General features: G+C 34.7%; 17 protein-coding genes and 1 tRNA gene. 13 read left to right on the top strand and 5 right to left on the bottom strand.

The genetic code is table 11. From position 1 onward, the window contains the following. Both WC622_RS05635 and WC622_RS05630 read left to right on the top strand, forming a co-directional pair. Complete coding sequence (locus WC622_RS05635) at window positions 1-3168, top strand: efflux RND transporter permease subunit (protein ID WP_372818113.1); 3168 nt, start codon at window positions 1-3, stop codon at window positions 3166-3168. A 103-nt stretch (window positions 3169-3271) separates the two neighbouring features. Continuing rightward, window positions 3272-4681, top strand: coding sequence for an efflux transporter outer membrane subunit (locus tag WC622_RS05630; protein WP_372818111.1), 1410 nt, complete (start codon window positions 3272-3274; stop codon window positions 4679-4681). 166 nt (window positions 4682-4847) lie between these two features. On the opposite strand, the gene WC622_RS05625 is transcribed toward WC622_RS05630, so the two are convergent. Then, a tRNA-Arg gene (locus WC622_RS05625) sits at window positions 4848-4919 on the bottom strand. 128 nt (window positions 4920-5047) lie between these two features. Between WC622_RS05625 and mgtE the strand changes: the two genes are divergently transcribed. After that, the gene (gene mgtE, locus WC622_RS05620; RefSeq protein WP_372818109.1) at window positions 5048-6424 is read left to right on the top strand and encodes a magnesium transporter; all 1377 of its coding nucleotides are present in this window, start codon (window positions 5048-5050) and stop codon (window positions 6422-6424) included. A gap of 172 nt (window positions 6425-6596) precedes the next feature. Here the strand turns inward: mgtE and ychF are convergent, their stop codons facing one another. Further along, window positions 6597-7691, bottom strand: coding sequence for a redox-regulated ATPase YchF (gene ychF, locus WC622_RS05615; RefSeq protein ID WP_372818107.1), 1095 nt, complete (start codon window positions 7689-7691; stop codon window positions 6597-6599). Window positions 7692-7800: 109 nt separating this feature from the next. Here ychF and WC622_RS05610 point away from each other — a divergent pair, with 109 nt between their 5' ends. Beyond that, window positions 7801-8265: a DUF5362 family protein gene (locus WC622_RS05610; protein ID WP_372818105.1), complete on the top strand. Its 465-nt coding sequence runs from the start codon at window positions 7801-7803 to the stop codon at window positions 8263-8265. A gap of 142 nt (window positions 8266-8407) precedes the next feature. Here the strand turns inward: WC622_RS05610 and WC622_RS05605 are convergent, their stop codons facing one another. The 3 genes from WC622_RS05605 to WC622_RS05595 form a co-directional block, all read right to left on the bottom strand. After that, the gene (locus tag WC622_RS05605) at window positions 8408-9322 is read right to left on the bottom strand and encodes a serine hydrolase (protein ID WP_372818103.1); all 915 of its coding nucleotides are present in this window, start codon (window positions 9320-9322) and stop codon (window positions 8408-8410) included. A gap of 342 nt (window positions 9323-9664) precedes the next feature. Beyond that, a complete protein-coding gene (locus WC622_RS05600; protein ID WP_372818102.1) occupies window positions 9665-9997 on the bottom strand; it encodes a DUF3276 family protein in 333 nt (110 codons plus the stop codon). Between the two features lie 498 nt (window positions 9998-10495). Continuing rightward, entirely contained in the window at window positions 10496-12286 is a 1791-nt protein-coding gene (locus tag WC622_RS05595; protein ID WP_372818100.1) for an ABC transporter ATP-binding protein, read from the bottom strand. A 103-nt stretch (window positions 12287-12389) separates the two neighbouring features. On the opposite strand from WC622_RS05595, the gene WC622_RS05590 reads away from it, so the two are divergent. The 9 genes from WC622_RS05590 to WC622_RS05550 all read left to right on the top strand — a co-directional run bounded on the left by WC622_RS05590 (window position 12390) and on the right by WC622_RS05550 (window position 18541). After that, window positions 12390-13478, top strand: coding sequence for a Glu/Leu/Phe/Val dehydrogenase (locus WC622_RS05590; RefSeq protein WP_372818098.1), 1089 nt, complete (start codon window positions 12390-12392; stop codon window positions 13476-13478). Between the two features lie 40 nt (window positions 13479-13518). Then, window positions 13519-14469, top strand: coding sequence for a transcription antitermination factor NusB (gene nusB, locus WC622_RS05585; RefSeq protein WP_372818096.1), 951 nt, complete (start codon window positions 13519-13521; stop codon window positions 14467-14469). A 26-nt stretch (window positions 14470-14495) separates the two neighbouring features. Continuing rightward, window positions 14496-14942, top strand: coding sequence for a DUF1573 domain-containing protein (locus WC622_RS05580; RefSeq protein ID WP_372818094.1), 447 nt, complete (start codon window positions 14496-14498; stop codon window positions 14940-14942). A gap of 62 nt (window positions 14943-15004) precedes the next feature. Then, window positions 15005-15331 carry a preprotein translocase subunit YajC gene (gene yajC, locus WC622_RS05575; RefSeq protein WP_182922062.1) on the top strand — a complete coding sequence of 109 codons (327 nt, stop codon included), beginning with the start codon at window positions 15005-15007 and terminating at the stop codon, window positions 15329-15331. A gap of 70 nt (window positions 15332-15401) precedes the next feature. Next, window positions 15402-16349, top strand: a complete 948-nt coding sequence (locus WC622_RS05570; RefSeq protein ID WP_372818091.1) for a YbbR-like domain-containing protein — start codon at window positions 15402-15404, stop codon at window positions 16347-16349. After that, a complete protein-coding gene (gene coaE, locus WC622_RS05565) occupies window positions 16349-16939 on the top strand; it encodes a dephospho-CoA kinase (protein ID WP_372818089.1) in 591 nt (196 codons plus the stop codon). Before WC622_RS05570 ends, coaE begins: the two co-directional genes overlap by 1 nt. Before the next feature lie 17 nt (window positions 16940-16956). Beyond that, entirely contained in the window at window positions 16957-17913 is a 957-nt protein-coding gene (locus WC622_RS05560) for an exonuclease (protein WP_372818087.1), read from the top strand. After that, complete coding sequence (locus WC622_RS05555) at window positions 17913-18092, top strand: DUF5522 domain-containing protein (protein WP_372818085.1); 180 nt, start codon at window positions 17913-17915, stop codon at window positions 18090-18092. Before WC622_RS05560 ends, WC622_RS05555 begins: the two co-directional genes overlap by 1 nt. Further along, the gene (locus WC622_RS05550) at window positions 18092-18541 is read left to right on the top strand and encodes a MarR family winged helix-turn-helix transcriptional regulator (protein ID WP_372818084.1); all 450 of its coding nucleotides are present in this window, start codon (window positions 18092-18094) and stop codon (window positions 18539-18541) included. Before WC622_RS05555 ends, WC622_RS05550 begins: the two co-directional genes overlap by 1 nt. Window positions 18542-18566 lie beyond the last annotated feature (25 nt).

Raw genomic sequence — 18566 nt, 5'->3', positions numbered from 1 at the left:
ATGTTCAAAATATTTCTAAACAGACCGGTTTTAGCAACGGTTATTTCTATCCTTTTAGTAATTCTGGGTGTGCTAGGATTATCTAAATTACCACTACAACAATTTCCAGATATTGCTCCACCTGCGGTTCAAGTTATGGCTTTTTATCCAGGAGCAAATGCAGAAACTGTATTGCGATCGGTTGCTCCATCATTAGAAGAAGCTATTAATGGTGTTGAAAATATGAGTTACATGAGCTCTACAGCAAGTAACGATGGCTCACTGGTAATTACAGTTTATTTTAAATTGGGCACCAACCCAGATCAAGCTGCGGTAAACGTTCAAAACAGGGTTTCGCAAGCGACAAGTCAGCTGCCAACAGAGGTTGTACAAGCTGGTATCACTACAGCAAAACAGCAAAACAGCTTAATTATGGTTGTCGATCTTTTCACAGATGATGAGAAAAACTACGACCAAACTTTCTTAGCCAATTATGCGCAAATAAATATCATTCCTGATATTAAACGTATACCAGGTGTAGGTTCTGCAAGTATTTTCGGTGGTAATAAAGATTACTCGATGAGAGTTTGGTTAAATCCTTCTAAAATGGCAACCTACGGATTAACACCTAAAGAAGTAATGGCTGTTATTCAGGATAAAAACTTAGAAGCTGCACCAGGTAAATTTGGTGAAAGCAGTAAAGAATCTTTCGAGTATGTAATTACCTATAAAGGGAAATTAAACAAGCCAGAAGAATATGGTGAAATGGTTATTAAAGCCAATCCAGATGGTTCTATTTTACGATTAAAAGATTTAGCTAGAATAGAATTTGGCGCATATTCTTATACAAATTTCACCAGAGTAAATGGTAAACCAGGCATTAACATTGGTATTGTACAATTAGCAGGCTCTAACTCCAATCAAATTCAAATTGCTATTGCAAAGCTGATGGAGAAATCTTCAAAGAACTTTCCAAAAGGCGTAAAACATTTAATCTTATATAACACGAAGAATTCATTAGATCAGTCAATTGATCAAGTAGTACATACGTTGATTGAAGCTTTTGTTTTGGTTTTCATCGTTGTGTTTATCTTCTTGCAAGATTTTCGTTCTACGTTAATTCCAGCTATTGCAGTGCCCGTGGCCATTTTAGGAACGTTTTTCTTCATGTGGATTTTCGGTTTTTCTATTAATTTATTAACTCTTTTCGCTTTAGTATTAGCAATTGGTATAGTCGTCGATGATGCAATTGTGGTCGTCGAGGCGGTACATGCAAAAATGGAACATCGCCATTTGGCACCAAAAGTTGCAACTGCTGCTGCGATGAGTGAGATTACTGGAGCAATTATTTCCATCACCTTAGTCATGTCTGCTGTGTTTTTACCGGTAGGATTTATGGAAGGCTCTACAGGTTTATTTTACAGACAGTTTGCCTTTACCTTAGCTATCGCAATTGTAATTTCTGCAGTAAACGCATTGACTTTAAGTCCAGCTTTAGCAGCGCTGTTTTTGAAAGAAATTCATCACACAGGTGCGGAAAAGAAAACGTTTAAAGAGAAATTCTTTGCAGGATTTAACTCAGGATTTGAAAAAATTACCAACCAATATACCAACACGTTACGATTTTTAGTTCGTTTCCGTTGGTTAACATTAGTTGGTTTGGCTGCGGTAATTATTTCCACAGGTGTGATGATTAAAAGAACGCCATCTGGATTTATTCCATCTGAAGACCAAGGCTTTTTGGCCATCTCTTTATCAATGCCAGCTGGAGCATCTTTAGATCGCACAACAGATGTAATTAAGCAAGCAGAAAGCTTATTAGGTAATATGGAATCTAAACAAACCTTAATGGGTTTATCAGGTTTCAATATGCTTACACAATCGTCTAGTCCTTCGTCTGGAGTATTATTTGTGTTATTGAAATTAACAGACGACAGAGGTAAGATAAAAGATATAGATGGAATTATGAACGAAGTTAGGGGCAAATTGTCAGCCATTAAAGGCGCTAATTTCTTCGTATTCACATTCCCAACTGTTCCAGGTTTTAGTAATATCGATGGATTGGATATGGTGTTGCAGGATAAAACTGGTGGCTCTTTAGATAAATTTAGCGCAGTCTCTACTAATTTTATAGCAGAGCTGATGAAACGTCCTGAAATCGCCTTTGCCTTTACATCATTCAAATCTGATTATCCTCAATTAGAAATGAAATTGGATGAAGTTAAAGCGGCCCAATTAGGTGTTAGTGTGAAGGATATTTTGCAAACTATGCAAGCTTACTTTGGTAGTGCACAAGCATCAGATTTTAACCGTTTTGGTAAATATTACAGAGTTGTTGTGCAAGCAGATAAAACAGATCGTGCTAATTCTGCGGCAATGGATGGTGTATTTGTTAAGAATAAAACAGGTGAAATGGTTCCAATTAACACATTAGTTAAATTGGAAAGAGTTTACGGACCAGAAACAGCATCACGTTATAACCTATTTAATTCGATAGGATTAAACGCAATGACAAAACCAGGTTATAGTTCTGGTGATGCTATTAAAGCAGTAGAAGAAGTTGCGGCAAAACAATTGCCAGGTGGTTATGGCTATGAATTTTCTGGAATGACTAAGGAAGAACTTTCTTCTGGCGGACAATCGGCAATCATTTTTATCCTTTGTTTATTGTTTGTTTACTTCCTATTATCTGCTCAATATGAAAGTTATATTTTGCCTTGGGCGGTTATTTTATCCATCCCAACAGGAATATTTGGTGTATTTGCCGCAATTGGTTTAACTGGAATTTCAAATAATATTTATGTACAGGTTGCACTCGTAATGCTTATTGGTTTGCTAGCTAAAAATGCCATCCTAATTGTAGAGTTTGCCATTCAAAGAAGAAGAGCAGGTAAATCTTTATTATCAGCATCGCTGGAGGCAGCAAAATTAAGGTTGCGTCCAATTATCATGACATCCTTAGCATTTATTGTAGGTATGATTCCGATGATGAGAGCTGTGGGTCCATCGGCTTTAGGAAATCACTCTATTAGTATTGCAGCAGCAGGTGGGATGATTTTTGGAGTAGTATTAGGCGTATTCGTTATCCCTGTATTGTTTATCATCTTTCAGTTTTTACAAGAAAAAATTACCGGTGCTCCATTAGCAGTTGAGCATGCAGAAATTCATGCAGAAAATCATGGAAAATAATCAAAACACCCAAACACAACAGCAAGAACAACCTGTTTTAAACGAGTTCTTGCCGCTAATTTCCTTGTGGTTAAGGAAATGGTACAATTAAAAATATAATAAAATGAAAACGATAATAAATGGTTCTCTCGCAATTTTGCTTTTGGTGTTAAGTAGTTGCGGTCTTACAAAAGACATTGCAACACCAATTAAAGATGTACCTGTCAATTTTAGAGGGACAGAAACTACTGAAGATGCTAGCATTGGCTCATTACCTATTAAAGAGTTCTTTAATAATCCAGCAATGCTGAATTTAATAGATAGTGCCCTTATTAGAAACTTCGATTTACAAATTGCTTTAAAAAATATCGATGCAGCTGAATTGATGTTAAAAAGAGCAAAATTGGGAAATATTCCTCAACTGAACTTGCAGATTAATGCAAGTTCAAATCGTCCTTCAGATAATAGTTTAAACGGATTAAGCACTTCTCAATTTTTAAATACAAGTCATATTGAAGATTACAATGCAAATTTAGCCTTAACTTGGGAAGCTGATATTTGGGGTAAAATTAAAAAGCAAAAAGAAGCAGCATACGCAGGATATTTACAATCTGCTGAAGTGAAAAAAGCGGTACAAACTAGAATTGTGGCAGAGGTAGCTTCAGGTTTTTACAGGTTATTAATGCTTGATGCACAATTAGCGGTTGCCAAAAGAAATGTTGAGTTAACTAACAATACATTAAAAATGATAAAAATGCAGTTTGATGCTGGTCAAGTTACTTCTTTAGCAATTCAACAAGCAGAAGGACAACAGTTAAGAGCAACTCAATTCATTCCTCAAATCACACAAGAAATAAGTATCCAAGAAAATGCATTAAGTGCGTTAACAGGAAAATTTCCTTCTGCAATAGAACGAGCAACTACTTTAGAGCAATTAACTGTCCCAGAGCAGTTGGCAACTGGAGTTCCAGCAACAATGTTAAGTATCAGACCAGATGTAAAAAATGTAGAATTAGGATTGAAAATTGCAAATGCTAAAGTAGGTATTGCAAACGCAAGATTATATCCAAGTTTGGTTATTTCTGCCAGTGGTGGATTAAATTCTTTTCAAGCTAGCAATTGGTTTAATATTCCGGCTTCTTTATTCGGTCTTGTTGGAGGAGGAATCACCCAACCCATTTTTCAGCGTAAAGAGCTAAAAACCCAATTTGAATTGGCAAAAGTAGAAAGAGACCAATCGGTTTTATTATTTAGGCAAGCAGTAATTGGAGCTGTGGTGGAAGTTTCAAATGAACAAGCCAAGATCGTTAATCTTAAATCTGAATTTGCGATTGCTCAAAACAGAGTAAAAACATTGCAATTGGCAGTAAAAAACTCAGACTTACTTTTTAAAAGCGGAATGGCAAATTACTTAGAGGTAATTACTGCTCAAGGAAACTTACTACAAGGCGAATTAGATTTAACTACGTTGAAAACAGCACAGTTAAATGCTAGTGTTTCTTTATATAGGGCATTAGGCGGCGGTTGGCAATAGCATTGCAGGATTTTTTTAAAAGCTCTCCATTCCCAACTTGATTGGGAAACGTAATGCATTACACGTCGCTTTAAGATTCCCATCTTCATGGGAATGACCAGAGGGGTAGGTAATTCCGAAAATCAACCAAAATAAAAAGGCTTGCAAATTTTGCAAGCCTTTTTTGTGTTCCCGACGAGATTCGAACTCATATCGATGGTACCGGAAACCATAATTCTATCCATTGAACTACGGGAACAGTTATTTAACGCTTCGCAAAAATATAAAACTATTTTGGATATTAATAATTGGCTTTTCTGAAAAGAAAAAGGCACTTTTGCAGAGCGATGTAAATAGAAATAAGATGTAAATTTAAACAATAGAGTTATGGAAGAACTGCTAGTAGACGAAATATTGCAATTGTTAGAAAACGATAGTGATAGGCAGTTAAAAACCTATTTAAACGAACTCAACATTTCAGATGTAGAGCATTTAATAGATGAACTTCCACAACACGCAGTTAAATTCATCGAAACACTTTCCATAAAAAGAGCGGTAAACGTATTTCGTATCCTCGATTTCCCTACGCAAGAGCGGATCATTAAAAAACTTCAAAACAATAAACTTACTGAAATAATTAGGCAATTACCGCCCGATGATAGAACCGCACTATTAGGAGAACTTAAGGGTGATGCAGTTAAAAAATTGCTTAGTCTACTGCCAGATAACGACAGAAAAGAAGCATTAAACCTATTAGGATACAAAGAAGATAGTGTTGGGCGGTTAATGACTCCAGATTTTATCGCCGTAAAAATAGATTGGACAGTAAGTCGAGTACTTTCACATATTCGTCGGTATGGCAAAAACTCTGAAACCATAGATGTAGTGTATGTTATTGACAAAGAAGGAGTACTTTTAGATGATATTCGAATAAGAGAAATACTCTTAGCAGATCCTGAAGTTAAAATCGGAGAATTAACAGATAACAGACTAATTGCCTTAAAAGTAAACGACCAACAAGAAGAGGCAATTAACGTGTTCAGAATGAATAATAGAGTCGCTTTACCTGTAATCGATGATCAGAATATCCTTTTAGGTATTGTAACTATTGATGATATTTTGTGGATTGCCCACGAAGAATACACCGAAGACATGCATAAAATAGGGGGTACCGAAGCACTCGATGAACCTTATTTAGATATGCCAATTTTAAAACTTGTCAAAAAAAGAGCAAGTTGGCTAATTGTTCTTTTCCTGGGGGAAATGCTTACTGCGACCGCTATGCAACACTTCGAAATAGAACTCGAAAAAGCGGTTGTACTCTCTCTTTTTATTCCATTAATTATGAGTAGTGGGGGTAATAGTGGTTCACAAGCCTCTACGCTAATTATACAAGCGATGGCACTGGGAGAAGTAACTATTGCATCGTGGTGGCGAGTAATGCGCAGAGAGTTAATTTCTGGATTACTACTCGGTCTAATTTTAGGTACAATTGGCTTTATCAGAATATCTTTATGGCAAAATCTTGATTTGTATAATTATGGTATACATTGGTTTCTAATTGCCTTAACTATATTTTTTACCTTAATTGGAATTGTACTTTGGGGCAGTTTAATTGGTTCAATGATGCCAATCATCATGAAGCGTTTAAAACTCGATCCCGCTACCTCATCTGCGCCCTTTGTCGCCACCATGGTGGATGTAACCGGAATTGTAATTTACTTTAGTATCGCCGTTTTAGTTTTAAAAGGGATATTGCTTTAATCATTTTTTTTGAGCTATCGTCATTTCGACCGTAGTGGAGAAAACTTTGGAGTTAATTTCCAATTAGATTTCTCCGTTTCGCTACGCTCCAGTCGATGACTCGATTGCCTAAACCAATAAAAAAAGCTATCCTTTTGAGATAGCTTTCCATTATATTTTTAAAATTTAAAACTTACACATTAAATCTAAAGTGCATAATATCACCATCTTCAACAACATAAGTTTTACCCTCAACACCTAATTTACCCGCTTCTTTACAAGCAGCTTCAGAACCAAGCGTTATAAAATCATTATATTTAATCACCTCAGCACGAATAAATCCTTTTTCGAAATCGGTATGGATCACACCAGCAGCTTGTGGCGCAGTAAACCCTTTAGTAATTGTCCAAGCTCTAACTTCTTGTACACCAGCAGTAAAATAAGTATACAAATCAAGTAAGCGATACGCTGCTCTAATCAACTTATTTACACCAGATTCTGTTAAGCCTAAATCTGCTAAAAACTCCTGACGCTCCTCATAGCTATCTAATTCAGCAATCTCCGATTCAATCTTTGCAGAAATCACTAAAACCTCAGCATTTTCATCAGCTACACTAGCTTTTACCAAGTCAACATATTTATTGCCATCAATTACCGAAGCCTCATCAACGTTACACACGTACATAACAGGTTTTTGAGTAAGTAAACCTAAATCTTCAATAAAATCGAAATCGTCTTTTTCTACATTCGCAGTACGGATAGATTTTCCAGTTTCTAAATGAGCTTTAAATACCGTTAAAATATCGAAAGTTCTTTTGGCTTCTTTATCAGTTTTAGCCATTTTTTCTACTTTCTGAATACGTTTGGTTACAGTATCTAAATCTTTCAACTGTAATTCAGTATCAATAATTTCTTTATCACGAATAGGATCTACAGAACCATCTACGTGTATTACATTACCATCATCAAAACAACGTAAAACATGTATAATTGCGCTCGTTGCTCTAATATTTCCTAAAAACTGATTACCTAAACCTTCACCTTTAGATGCGCCTTTTACTAAACCGGCAATATCAACAATCTCAATAGTGTTTGGTTGTACTTTATTTGGTTTTACCAGCTCTGCAAGCTTAGTTAAACGATCATCTGGTACAGTAATAACACCAATATTAGGTTCTATAGTACAGAAAGGAAAATTTGCAGCCTGTGCTTTTGCGTTTGATAAACAGTTAAATAAGGTCGATTTACCCACATTTGGTAAGCCAACTATACCACATTGTAATGCCATTTATATTTTAGATTTTAAAATTTACGATTTACGATTTTCACCCTCAAAGGGCGCAAAGATATTAATATTTATTATGTTTATCTTTGAAAATCAATATAAAGACACCAAAATGGAAAACTTAGAAGAGACCAACGAAACACAGGAACAAACCACTTTAATAGTGAGCGAAGAAATGCGTAGCTATATTTATGAAATAGCCAAATGGGCAGGATTTTTAGCTATCGTAGGTTTTGTTTTTACAGGTATTATGATTATTAGCGCATTTACAATTGGTGCCGCAATGAATACTAGTCCAGAAATAATGCTTATGGCAGGACAAATGGGCAAATTTGGCGGTATCTTTTTTACTGTAATTTGCTTAGTGTATGCATTCGCTGTTTTTTATCCGAGTTTATTGATGTTTAAGTATTCTACTAAAGCTAAGCATGGCGTATTATATGGAGAGCAAACAAGTTTAAATGATGCGTTAAGCAAATTAAAATCGCTATTTAAATATTGGGGGATAATTACCATTATTTTCATCAGCTTATATATATTTTTTATTATCTCTACGTTAATGGCTCGGCAAGTTTAATTATAACCTGAGTTTATTAATGCCATATGCTGCATCATTCCAACTTCATCCGATAGCTATCGGATGGAATTTGTAATGCATAAGAGGCTTTTTGTGTATTACGATTCCCGTTTTCACGGGAATGACGAGTAAATCCCATATTTTAATAATATTTCTCCATTCCAGCTGCGGGTTTCCAATCAGATTTTGGTTCGAAATAATGCCATAACTTTTGACTCAACTTTCTTATAAGTGTGGTACCTTCATTAGTATGTGTCCATGAAGTATCTTTTTGGTTTTTTGTAGCAATGCAAAACACATAATCGCCATGAGGTGCATTTACCAAAACCACTTCCGAACGGGCTTCATCTACCGCACCAGATTTTGATGCAGCTTGCACATAAGGAGGGATTTCAGATAATGCTTCTTTGTCAAAATAAATTCGAATCAAATTACGGTAAATACGTTCTGAAGCCGCAGGACTAATCATTTTTCCGTCACGAATAAGCGTTAGTAACGTTGCCATTTCTCTTGGTGTGGTTTGACCCCAGCCGTATTGCTTACGATTTTGCTCTCTACCTGGTGTTCTAGAATTTACACGCGTATATTTTAACCCGTTTTGTTCCATTAACTCATTTATCGCTGTTCCAGTTCCTGCTAAACTTTGGCTCCATAAGCTTGCCGTATTATCACTAGTGGTAATCATTAACATCAAAACCTTACTAAGCCAAATCTTTTCATTGTTTTTAAAAGAACCTAAAATATCTTCGCCAGCGTATAATAAACTGTCTTTATAAATTAATTGCGCTTGATAACTGAGTTCACCCTTTTCTATTTTATTAAAAATACCACAGGTGATGGGTACTTTAACCATACTCGCTGTCGGGAAAATGGTATCGGCATTAAAACTGGCAGTTTTACCTGTTTTTAGGTTTTTCACATACATCCCAACATCACCGTTAAAACCTTTGGCTAGTTCTGCCAACATTTTAGTGAGTTTAGCATCTGTTTTTTCTTCTTGTGCAAATAGGTGAGCGCCAATAAAAAGTAAAATGAACAGCAGTTTAAATGATTTCATGATTAAGGATTTTGGTTAAACGAATATAATAACCTTTGTTTATTATTTTAATAAAAAGCTTATCCTTTAGGTCCGTCATTCCCGTCCAATAGCTATCGGATCAAGTTAGGGATGATGCATAGGCAGAAAAAGCAAACGTACTAGCTACCTCGTCTTTTCGACTGGAGCGCAGCGTAAGGGAGAAATCTTTCAGTTGGGTTAAAGGTTTAGCTTCGCTGAGCACTTCGTGGTTCTCGGCTTCGCTCGAAATGACGGGCAAGATTTTCTAGGTGGCATCATAAAATAGCACAAAAAAAATCCCCCGATTTTAAATCAGAGGACTTTTTATATGTTATTTCTTAATTAGAAAGAAAAATCGTCGCTTTCAGTTTTTGGAGTATGATTATATTCTGCATTTTCAGAATATTCATAACGTTTTTCAACTACATCCTGATGAGATTTGATATACTCTACAGTTTCTGTTAAACCTTCTGTAAACTTTTCAAAGTCTTCTTTGTATAAAAAGATTTTATGTTTTACAAAAACACCATCCTCTAATCTCTTTTTGCTCTCTGTTAAGGTTAAATAATAATCGCCTGAACGTGTTGCTTTTACATCAAAAAAATAAGTTCGCTTACCAGCTCTCACTTTCTTGGAAAAAACCTCTTCTCTCTCTTTGTTGTCAAAATCTCCCATTGTTGTGTGTTGTAATTAGTTTAAGGTTGGGGTAAATATAAAGCAATAATTATTAAAGTTCAAAATAGAATTACAGTAATTATTCAAATTAATAAATAATGATTTTTAGTAGATAAAAAGGACATGTTTTCAAAAAAGTTGATAAAGCTGTTTTTACGTAGTTTACGGTATACTGTACACATAGGGTCAACTTCGTACTTAATTCGTGCCTTGTTCTAGAAAACCTACAATTTTGAAGAATTGCCTACAGTAAAACCAATTGCTAGCCTAGCCTAAAACAGAACTAAACAGGAGCTCTTCTAGAACATAAGTCGCGGTAAGGTCGCTATAAGGTCGCCTTAATGTCGTGGTAAGGATCAAGAAAAAATTAGAATTTGTAACGGGAAATCGTTGTGAACGGTATAGTTTTTAAATATACATTTTTTACTGCAATACTTCGTTCAAAACACAAATTATTGGAACGATGAGCAACTTACAATCCTGTTTAATGGAAGTGCATTAAATGGATGAGTTCTCCTCTTCTAATAGCTGATTATCATACATTTCTGCATAAACACCGTTATTTTTAAGCAATTCTTGATGTGTGCCTTGCTCTATGATCTTTCCATCATCCAGCACAATGATTTTGTCGGCGTTTTTAATAGTAGATATTCGATGAGCGATTAAAATACAGGTTTTTCCTCTCATAATTTCACCCAAATTGCCTAATATTTCTTCTTCAGTTTTGGTATCAACTGCCGAAAGACAATCATCAAATATTAATATTTTGGGTTCTTTAATTAAGGCTCTTGCAATAGAAACACGTTGTTTTTGTCCGCCAGAAAGGGTAATTCCGCGTTCACCAAGCATAGTTTCGAATTTCAAGTCAAAATCTATAATGTTGTTGTATACTGCGGCGTTTTGCGCAGCTTTCTCTACCTGACCCGGCTTAACTTCACTTAAACCAAAGGCGATATTGTTTTTGATCGTATCAGAAAAAAGAAATACTTCTTGAGGTACAAAGCCAATCTGATTTCTATAATTACTTAGATTTAGATTTCTTAATTCAATACCATCAATTTCAATTTTTCCTGAATCAGTATCGTACATGCGCATAATTAAATTGGCCAATGTAGATTTTCCAGATCCAGTTCTTCCAATTACGGCTACAAATTGCCCTTTATCTACTTCAAAACTTACGTTTTTCAACGCTTCTATTCCAGTATCGGGATACGTAAAGCTTACATTTTTAAAGCTAATTTTCCCATCAAAAACAGGTGTTTCAGCAGTGTGAGAACTAATATCTGGTTGTAATTGTAAAAACTCATTGATCCTTTTTTGCGATGCCGCTGCTCTTTGAATTAAGGTAGTTACCCAACCGAGCATGGTTACTGGAAAGGTTAACTGATTTACATACACTATAAATTCTGCAATATTACCAGGGGTGATAGAGCCTTCCATTACTTGTTTACCACCAATGTAAACTGTTAAAATAGTGCTTAAACCAACTAATAAAAGCATGGTAGGATAAAATAACGCCTGAACTTTAACCAAATTCATAGAACTATTCTTATACGCAATGCTTTCATCTGCAAAAACAGATTGAGTTTGTTGCTCTCTTACATACGATTTAATTACCCGAATACCCGAAAATCGTTCTTGTACAAAACTTGATAGTCGTGATAACTGCTCCTGAATTCGCTCGCTTTTTTGATTGATAATTGTATTTACATAGTAAATTGTAACCACTAAAATTGGAAGCGGGAGTAAACAATAAATTGCTAATTTGCTATTTACATCAAACATGAAATAGATAATTAAACAGAAAAGTACTGCTGTATTAATGGTGTACATAATAGCTGGTCCAACGTACATCCGTACTCTATTTACATCTTCCGTTGCACGATTCATTAAATCTCCAGTGTTATTTCTACGGTAAAAACCTAGACTTAATTTTTGATAATGCGCATAAATTTCATTCTTCATATCGTATTCAATATGCCTCGACATGAGAATTATGGTTTGACGCATAAAGAATAAAAACAATCCCCTGATGAGGTAAAGAACTAATATTAAAGCGCCAAAAAAGAACAAGCTGTAACTAAAAATATCATAGATAATTTGTTGACGATCAAAGCCATTAAATAGCTGATAGATTAAAATATTTTCGGTTATTAAATTAAACGCATGCCCAACAACTTGTGCTGGTACTACAGCAAAAATATTCGAAATGATGACGAAGATAATGCCGGGAATAATCCACCATTTATATTTATAGAAGTATTTGTTTAAATAAAAAAGATGTTTCATCAGTTGGTAAAGTTAGCCAAAAGACTTTCTTTTTTTAATAAAAACAAAGTAAAATAATGGTTTTTTTATCTTAATTTTGCCACCGTCAATTCAACAAATTTGTATGTCTGGTACTAGTTCTATCGTCACTTCCGTTTTAGACCAATTAGGTGCATCAGGCCACAAAAAAGTGGTTTTTTGCAATGATCCCGATACCGGATTAAAAGCCATTATTGCTATTCATGATACAACTTTAGGCCCTGCTTTAGGCGGAACACGTATGTTTAATTACAGTTCTGAAGCAGAAGCTTTAGAAGATGTGTTGCGTTTATCAAAAGCAATGACCTATAAATCTGCCATTACTGGATTAAATTTAGGAGGTGGAAAAGCAGTGATCATCGGAGATTCAAGAAAGAATAAAACTGAGGCTTTAATGAGAAGTTATGGTCGTTTTATCAAAAATCTTAACGGTGAATTTATTACTGCCGAAGATATGGGTACTACGACTAGAGATATGGAATATATCCGCATGGAAACAAACCATGTTACGGGTGTTCCTGAATCGCTAGGGGGTGCTGGTAATCCTGCATTATATACTGCTAAAGGAGTTTTTCTAGGAATTAAAGCATCTGTTAAAGAAGTTTTTGGTACCGATATGCTTGCTGGAAAATCTGTGGTTGTACAAGGCATTGGTAATGTTGGAGAGCACTTGGTTGATTTATTGAGACAAGAAAATGTAGAGGTTTACATTAGTGATATTAACGAAGAGCGTTTGCATGAAGTTGCTCGTAAATACAAAGCAAAGCCAATTGATGCAGATAAAATATTTACCATTGGTGCAGATATTTATTCGCCATGCGCATTGGGAGCTACAGTAAATGATAAAACTATAAAAAATATGAAGTTCTCTATCATTGCTGGTTCGGCAAATAACCAACTGGCAGATGAAGATGTTCATGGTCAGTTATTATTGGATAAAGGAATTTTATATGCACCAGATTATTTAATTAATGCTGGAGGGTTAATTAATTGTTACTCTGAGTTAACAGGATTTGGCAAAAAACGTACCATGCAATTAACAGAGCACATATACGATGCAACTCGGGAAGTATTTAAATTATCAAAGTCTGAAAAAATACCTACTAATTTAGCTGCGGCTCGCATTGCGGAAAAAAGAATAAGCGACATTAAAAAAATAAAATCATCATATTAATTAATATAAACGGTATAAATTACCACTCGTTCTTACATTCATGTTAAACAGAAGGCACCTAAGAATTAAAGCTTTGCAAAATATTTTTGCTTGGCACATGACAGAAAAAAAAGATGTAGTAAGCAGTCAAAAAACTTTAATGCAAAGTATTGATAGTGTTTACGAAATGTATATCCGTATGCTTGCCTTATTGGTGGATGTAACAGAATATACCGCAAACGATGCGATTGAAAGAGCAAATAAACATTTGCCAACTGCAGAAGATTTAAGTCCAAATCAGAAGTTATTGCACAATAAATTTGCAGTAATCTTAAAGCAAAATCCAGAATATACTGCGGCAATTAATAAATACCAGGTAAACTGGCATGCAGATCCAGAATTGGTAAAATCTATTTTTATCAAATTAAAGGATACTAAAGAATATGGTGCTTATCTTGAAGAAGGAGAGGAAACATTAGAAAGTTCTAAAGAAATCATCAAATTTATTTTCCGTAAAATCTTATTGAAGAATTTAAATATCGTTCAAGCATTTGAAGATAAATTCATCAACTGGTCGGTAGATAGAGAAGTAATGCAAGGCATGATTGCTAAAACATTAAAGAATTTTACTTCTGAAGATCCTTTTAAAAATAAGTTAACACCAATTAGTGCCGACTGGGTAGAGGATAGCAGATTTGTGAAAGATCTTTTTGCTTATACCTTGAAAAATGATATCGCTTATCAGGAATTAATTGCAGAGCGAACTAAGAATTGGGAATCAGAAAGAATTGCATTAATGGATACTATTTTAATGAAAATGGCCATTTGCGAGCTGATGAATTTTCCATCTATTCCGGTTAAAGTAACCATTAATGAGTACTTAGAGTTATCAAAAGATTACAGTACGCCGAAAAGTAATTCGTTTATAAACGGTATCTTAGATAAAATTTTAAACGATTTAAAAAGAACAAATAGTATTAAAAAATTAGGTAGAGGTCTGATAGAAGATTAATACCTTTAATAAGAAATTAAAACCGAATGAGAAGAATATTCGCTATCGCATTAGTTGTAATTGCCTTTACAGCTTGTAAACAAAGCACAGGTAAAAAAGTAGAAGAAAAAGCTGCTGCAGTAACTGGTACAGCACCTGCAGTTTTAGCAGAAGATGCACCTAAAGTTAAATTTGAAAAAGAAATATATGACTTTGGTGTAATTAAACAAGGTGAAAAAGTACATTACGAATTCAAATTTACAAACACAGGTAAAACGCCATTAATTATTACTAATGCAACTGCTACGTGTGGTTGTACAGTTCCAGAATATCCAGATGCTCCGGTTAAACCAGGTGAAGGTGGTGTTATTAAAGTGATATTTGATAGTACTGGTAAAATGGGAATGCAAGATAAAGTAGTGACTATAACTTCTAATGCAAATCCAGAAGCAGCTAAATTACACTTGGTGGGCGAGGTAAAAGAGGTAAAATAATTTCAGTTTTAGCAATACAATTTAATTAAACAACAACAATATTTAATCTAAAAACAAAATAAATGACATCACCAGTAATTTTACAAGCAGCAGGCGGAAGTAGCCTATATAGTACAATCATACCAATGGTATTAATTATGATTGTTTTCTATTTCTTTATGATTAGACCACAGGTAAAAAAAGCTAAAGACCATAAAAAATTAGTTGAAGGTTTAGGTATAGGCGATAAAATTGTAACTACCGCTGGAATTCACGGTAAAATAGTAGGCGCTAATGATACTACTTTTTTAATTGAAGTAGAAGGTGGAACAAAAATTCGTTTCGATAAATCTGCAGTTTCTTTAGATGCAACTAAGGCAGCTACAACAGCAGCAACTCCAAAAGCATAATTAATCTCTACATGTTAAAGCCGCTCTTTCGTAATTTCGAGAGAGCGGCTTTTTTTTGTAAATTTACACCATGCCATTTATTAAATTAACTAAAATAGAGCGCAAGCGTTTTGTATTACTCATTACCTGCTTACTTTGTGCAATAGCTGCTTGGTTGTTTATGGCGCTTAATAATAAATACATGTATACAGCTAAAACAGAGTTGATATACAAAGATGAGCCTCAAAAAAAAGCATTTAAACCTTTACAGCCAGATGTAGTTGATTTACAAGTAGAAGGAACAGGATGGCAACTGCTTTTCTCTCGGTTGCGCATTAAACCGCAGTCCATTACAGTAAGTTTAGAAAAGCTAAATAACAGAAGTTTCGTGCTGTTTTCAGAGCAGTTGCCACAAATTAATAAGCAGTTAGGAAGTGCGCAAAAAATCATTTCTATTAAACCTGACACCTTGTATTTCGATTTTTCTAAACGAACAAATAAGCGTGTGCCAATAAAATTGGTATCTAATTTAAGTTTTGTTAAACAATATGGCATTTCAAGTGAAATTCAATTGACACCAGCTTATGTAAATATTTCTGGTCCGCAAGAAGAATTAGCTAAAATTTCAATGTGGTACACGGATACTTTAAAATTGGAAAACTTACAAAAACCAACTAATACTCGGATTGCAATTAAACAAAATAGCTCAAATAATATTAGCATTTACCCAAGTAGCGTTAATGTAAAAGTCCCAGTTGATGAGTTTACGGAGAAAACAGTAGAAGTACCTCTCAACGTTATCAATAACAAAGATTTTTACGATATAAAATTGTATCCAAAAAAAGTAGCCGTTACATTTATGGTAGCTTTATCAAGTTATCAAGAAGTTGATGAAGATTTTATAGAAGCCACAGTCGATGTAAACGAGTGGAAACAACTAGGTCATCATAAGTTTTCTGTTAAGATTACACGTTTTCCAAATTATTGTAAATTATTAAGCGTAACACCTAATAAAATCAATTTTATTATCGAAAAATAATGCTAAAAGTAGGTATAACAGGAGGAATTGGTAGCGGTAAAACTACTATTTGCAAAGTATTTGAGACGCTAGGTATCCCTGTTTTTTATGCAGATGCAGTTGCTAAACAACTCATGATTACAGATTTAATTTTAGTAGAAGGTGTAAAAGAAGCGTTTGGTGCAGCAAGTTATTCACCTAATGGGATTTTAAACAATCAACACCTAGCAAATATTGTATTCAATAATAAAGCTGAGCTCGAAAAATTAAACTCGTTAGTTCACCCAGCAGTATTTAGGGCGTTTGATACTTGGGAAAAAGAGATGCCGCAATCCGTGCCCTACACACTTAAAGAAGCTGCTTTGTTATTTGAAAGTGGTTCGTATAAAATGTGCGATAAAAACATATTGGTTACTGCACCTTTAAGCTTGAAATTAGCAAGAGTGATGCAACGCGATGGAGTTACGGAAGCACAAGTGCGGGCTCGGATGGATAAGCAATTTACCGACGAACAAAAAGCTAAAATGGCTGATTATTTTATTGATAACACTGAAAATAGCTCAGTTATTCTACAAGTTTTAGACTTACATCAGCAGTTTTTGAGCCTATAAACTGCTAACTTAAAATTATGTCAAATTCCACTCAAATTATAGACGATTTTATCGTTCAAACTAAAACTGGCTTGTTTTGTAGCTACGGTGATTTCTATTTAGATCCTAAAGAACCGGTTGTACATGCTGTAATTTCTCATGCACATGGCGATCATGCAATCGGCGGAAATCAAAATGTGTATTGCACCGAAGCGACTTCAGTTTTTATGCAACATCGGTACAAAAAATTCGCTGCGGCAGATTTCCATATCAAAACTTACAAAGAGAAATTTGTAGTAAACGGAGTTGAAATAAGTTTTTATCCCGCTGGGCATATATTAGGTTCTTCCTTAGTGTTGATGAGTTATAAAGGGGTGGATTATTTATATACTGGAGATTATAAATTGGAAGAAGACACGACCTGTGAGCCGATTGAGTTTGTACATGCAGATGTGCTAATTACCGAAACTACCTTCGCAAATCCAGAAACGGAACATCCTGATGCAATAACTGAAATTGAAAAGCTAAACGACGTAAAAACAAATATTATGTTGGGTGCCTATGCACTTGGCAAAAGTCAACGTTTAATAGCTATGATCAATCAGCATTGCCCAGAAAAGAGAATATTGGTGCACCACAGTATTATGCCTTTCGTAAAAATTTATGAGCAAATGGGAATGCAACTTGGTAAATACGAAGTTTACGATAGGAAAGTGATGAAAAATAACCAGTCCGGTATGATTTACATTGTGCCACCAATGGTTTTTCATAGCTACATAAAAGCCATAAATGTAGTTAGGATTTTTGCCACAGGGTGGAAACATTTACAAAGTAAAAACGAAGTACAATTGTATATTTCGGATCACGTAGATTGGAAAGCGATTTTAGAAACTATTAAAAATGTAGCACCTAAGCAGGTTTGGACAACGCATGGCAGTGGTACACAGTTACAATCTTATTTTGCTCCTAATTTGGTCGTTAAATTGCTTAATTAATGGAAGAAGGTACTGATTATTATCTCAACGAAGATGGTCTAATGGTTTTTACAGCAGCTTATCACTTAAAAAGGGGTTATTGCTGTAAGAATAAATGCAAGCATTGTCCGTGGAATTATGGGAAAGATAATGGTCAGAAAACCTCAAATCCATCATCTAACCAACCGAAAAACAAATAATGCTAGTACAAAAAGAAACAAAAACCTCAAAATCTGAAAACGTATTCCAAAAAACCTTAGTTAACATCACACACACTTTTCATTGGAGTAGCCAGCAAGTAAAAGACACATTACTGCCTTTTGATATCACTCAACAGCAATATAATGTGTTGAAAATCATCAGAAATCAATATCCTAGCCCATCTACAATAGGCTTAATTCAGGCTAAAATAGTAGATAAAATGAGCGACACTTCTAGAATTGTAGATCGATTAATTCAAAAAGGGTATGTGAAGAAAACCATTAATACCTATGATAAAAGAGCTGTAGATATTATCATCTCAGATGATGGTTTATCTTTATTAAAGGAAATAAACAAGAAAATAGATTTCTCCGCTTTGATAACGCCTAATCTTACGCCTGAAGAAGCTGAGGAGTTAAATGTATTGTTGGATAAAATGAGGGGATAAGCTGTAGTAACGTTAGAGTTCGATT

Source organism: Pedobacter sp., from assembly GCF_041662865.1.
Lineage (GTDB): Bacteria > Bacteroidota > Bacteroidia > Sphingobacteriales > Sphingobacteriaceae > Pedobacter.
Note: the sequence above shows the minus strand (reverse complement) of the source record. Positions and strands in the feature narration are given on the sequence as shown.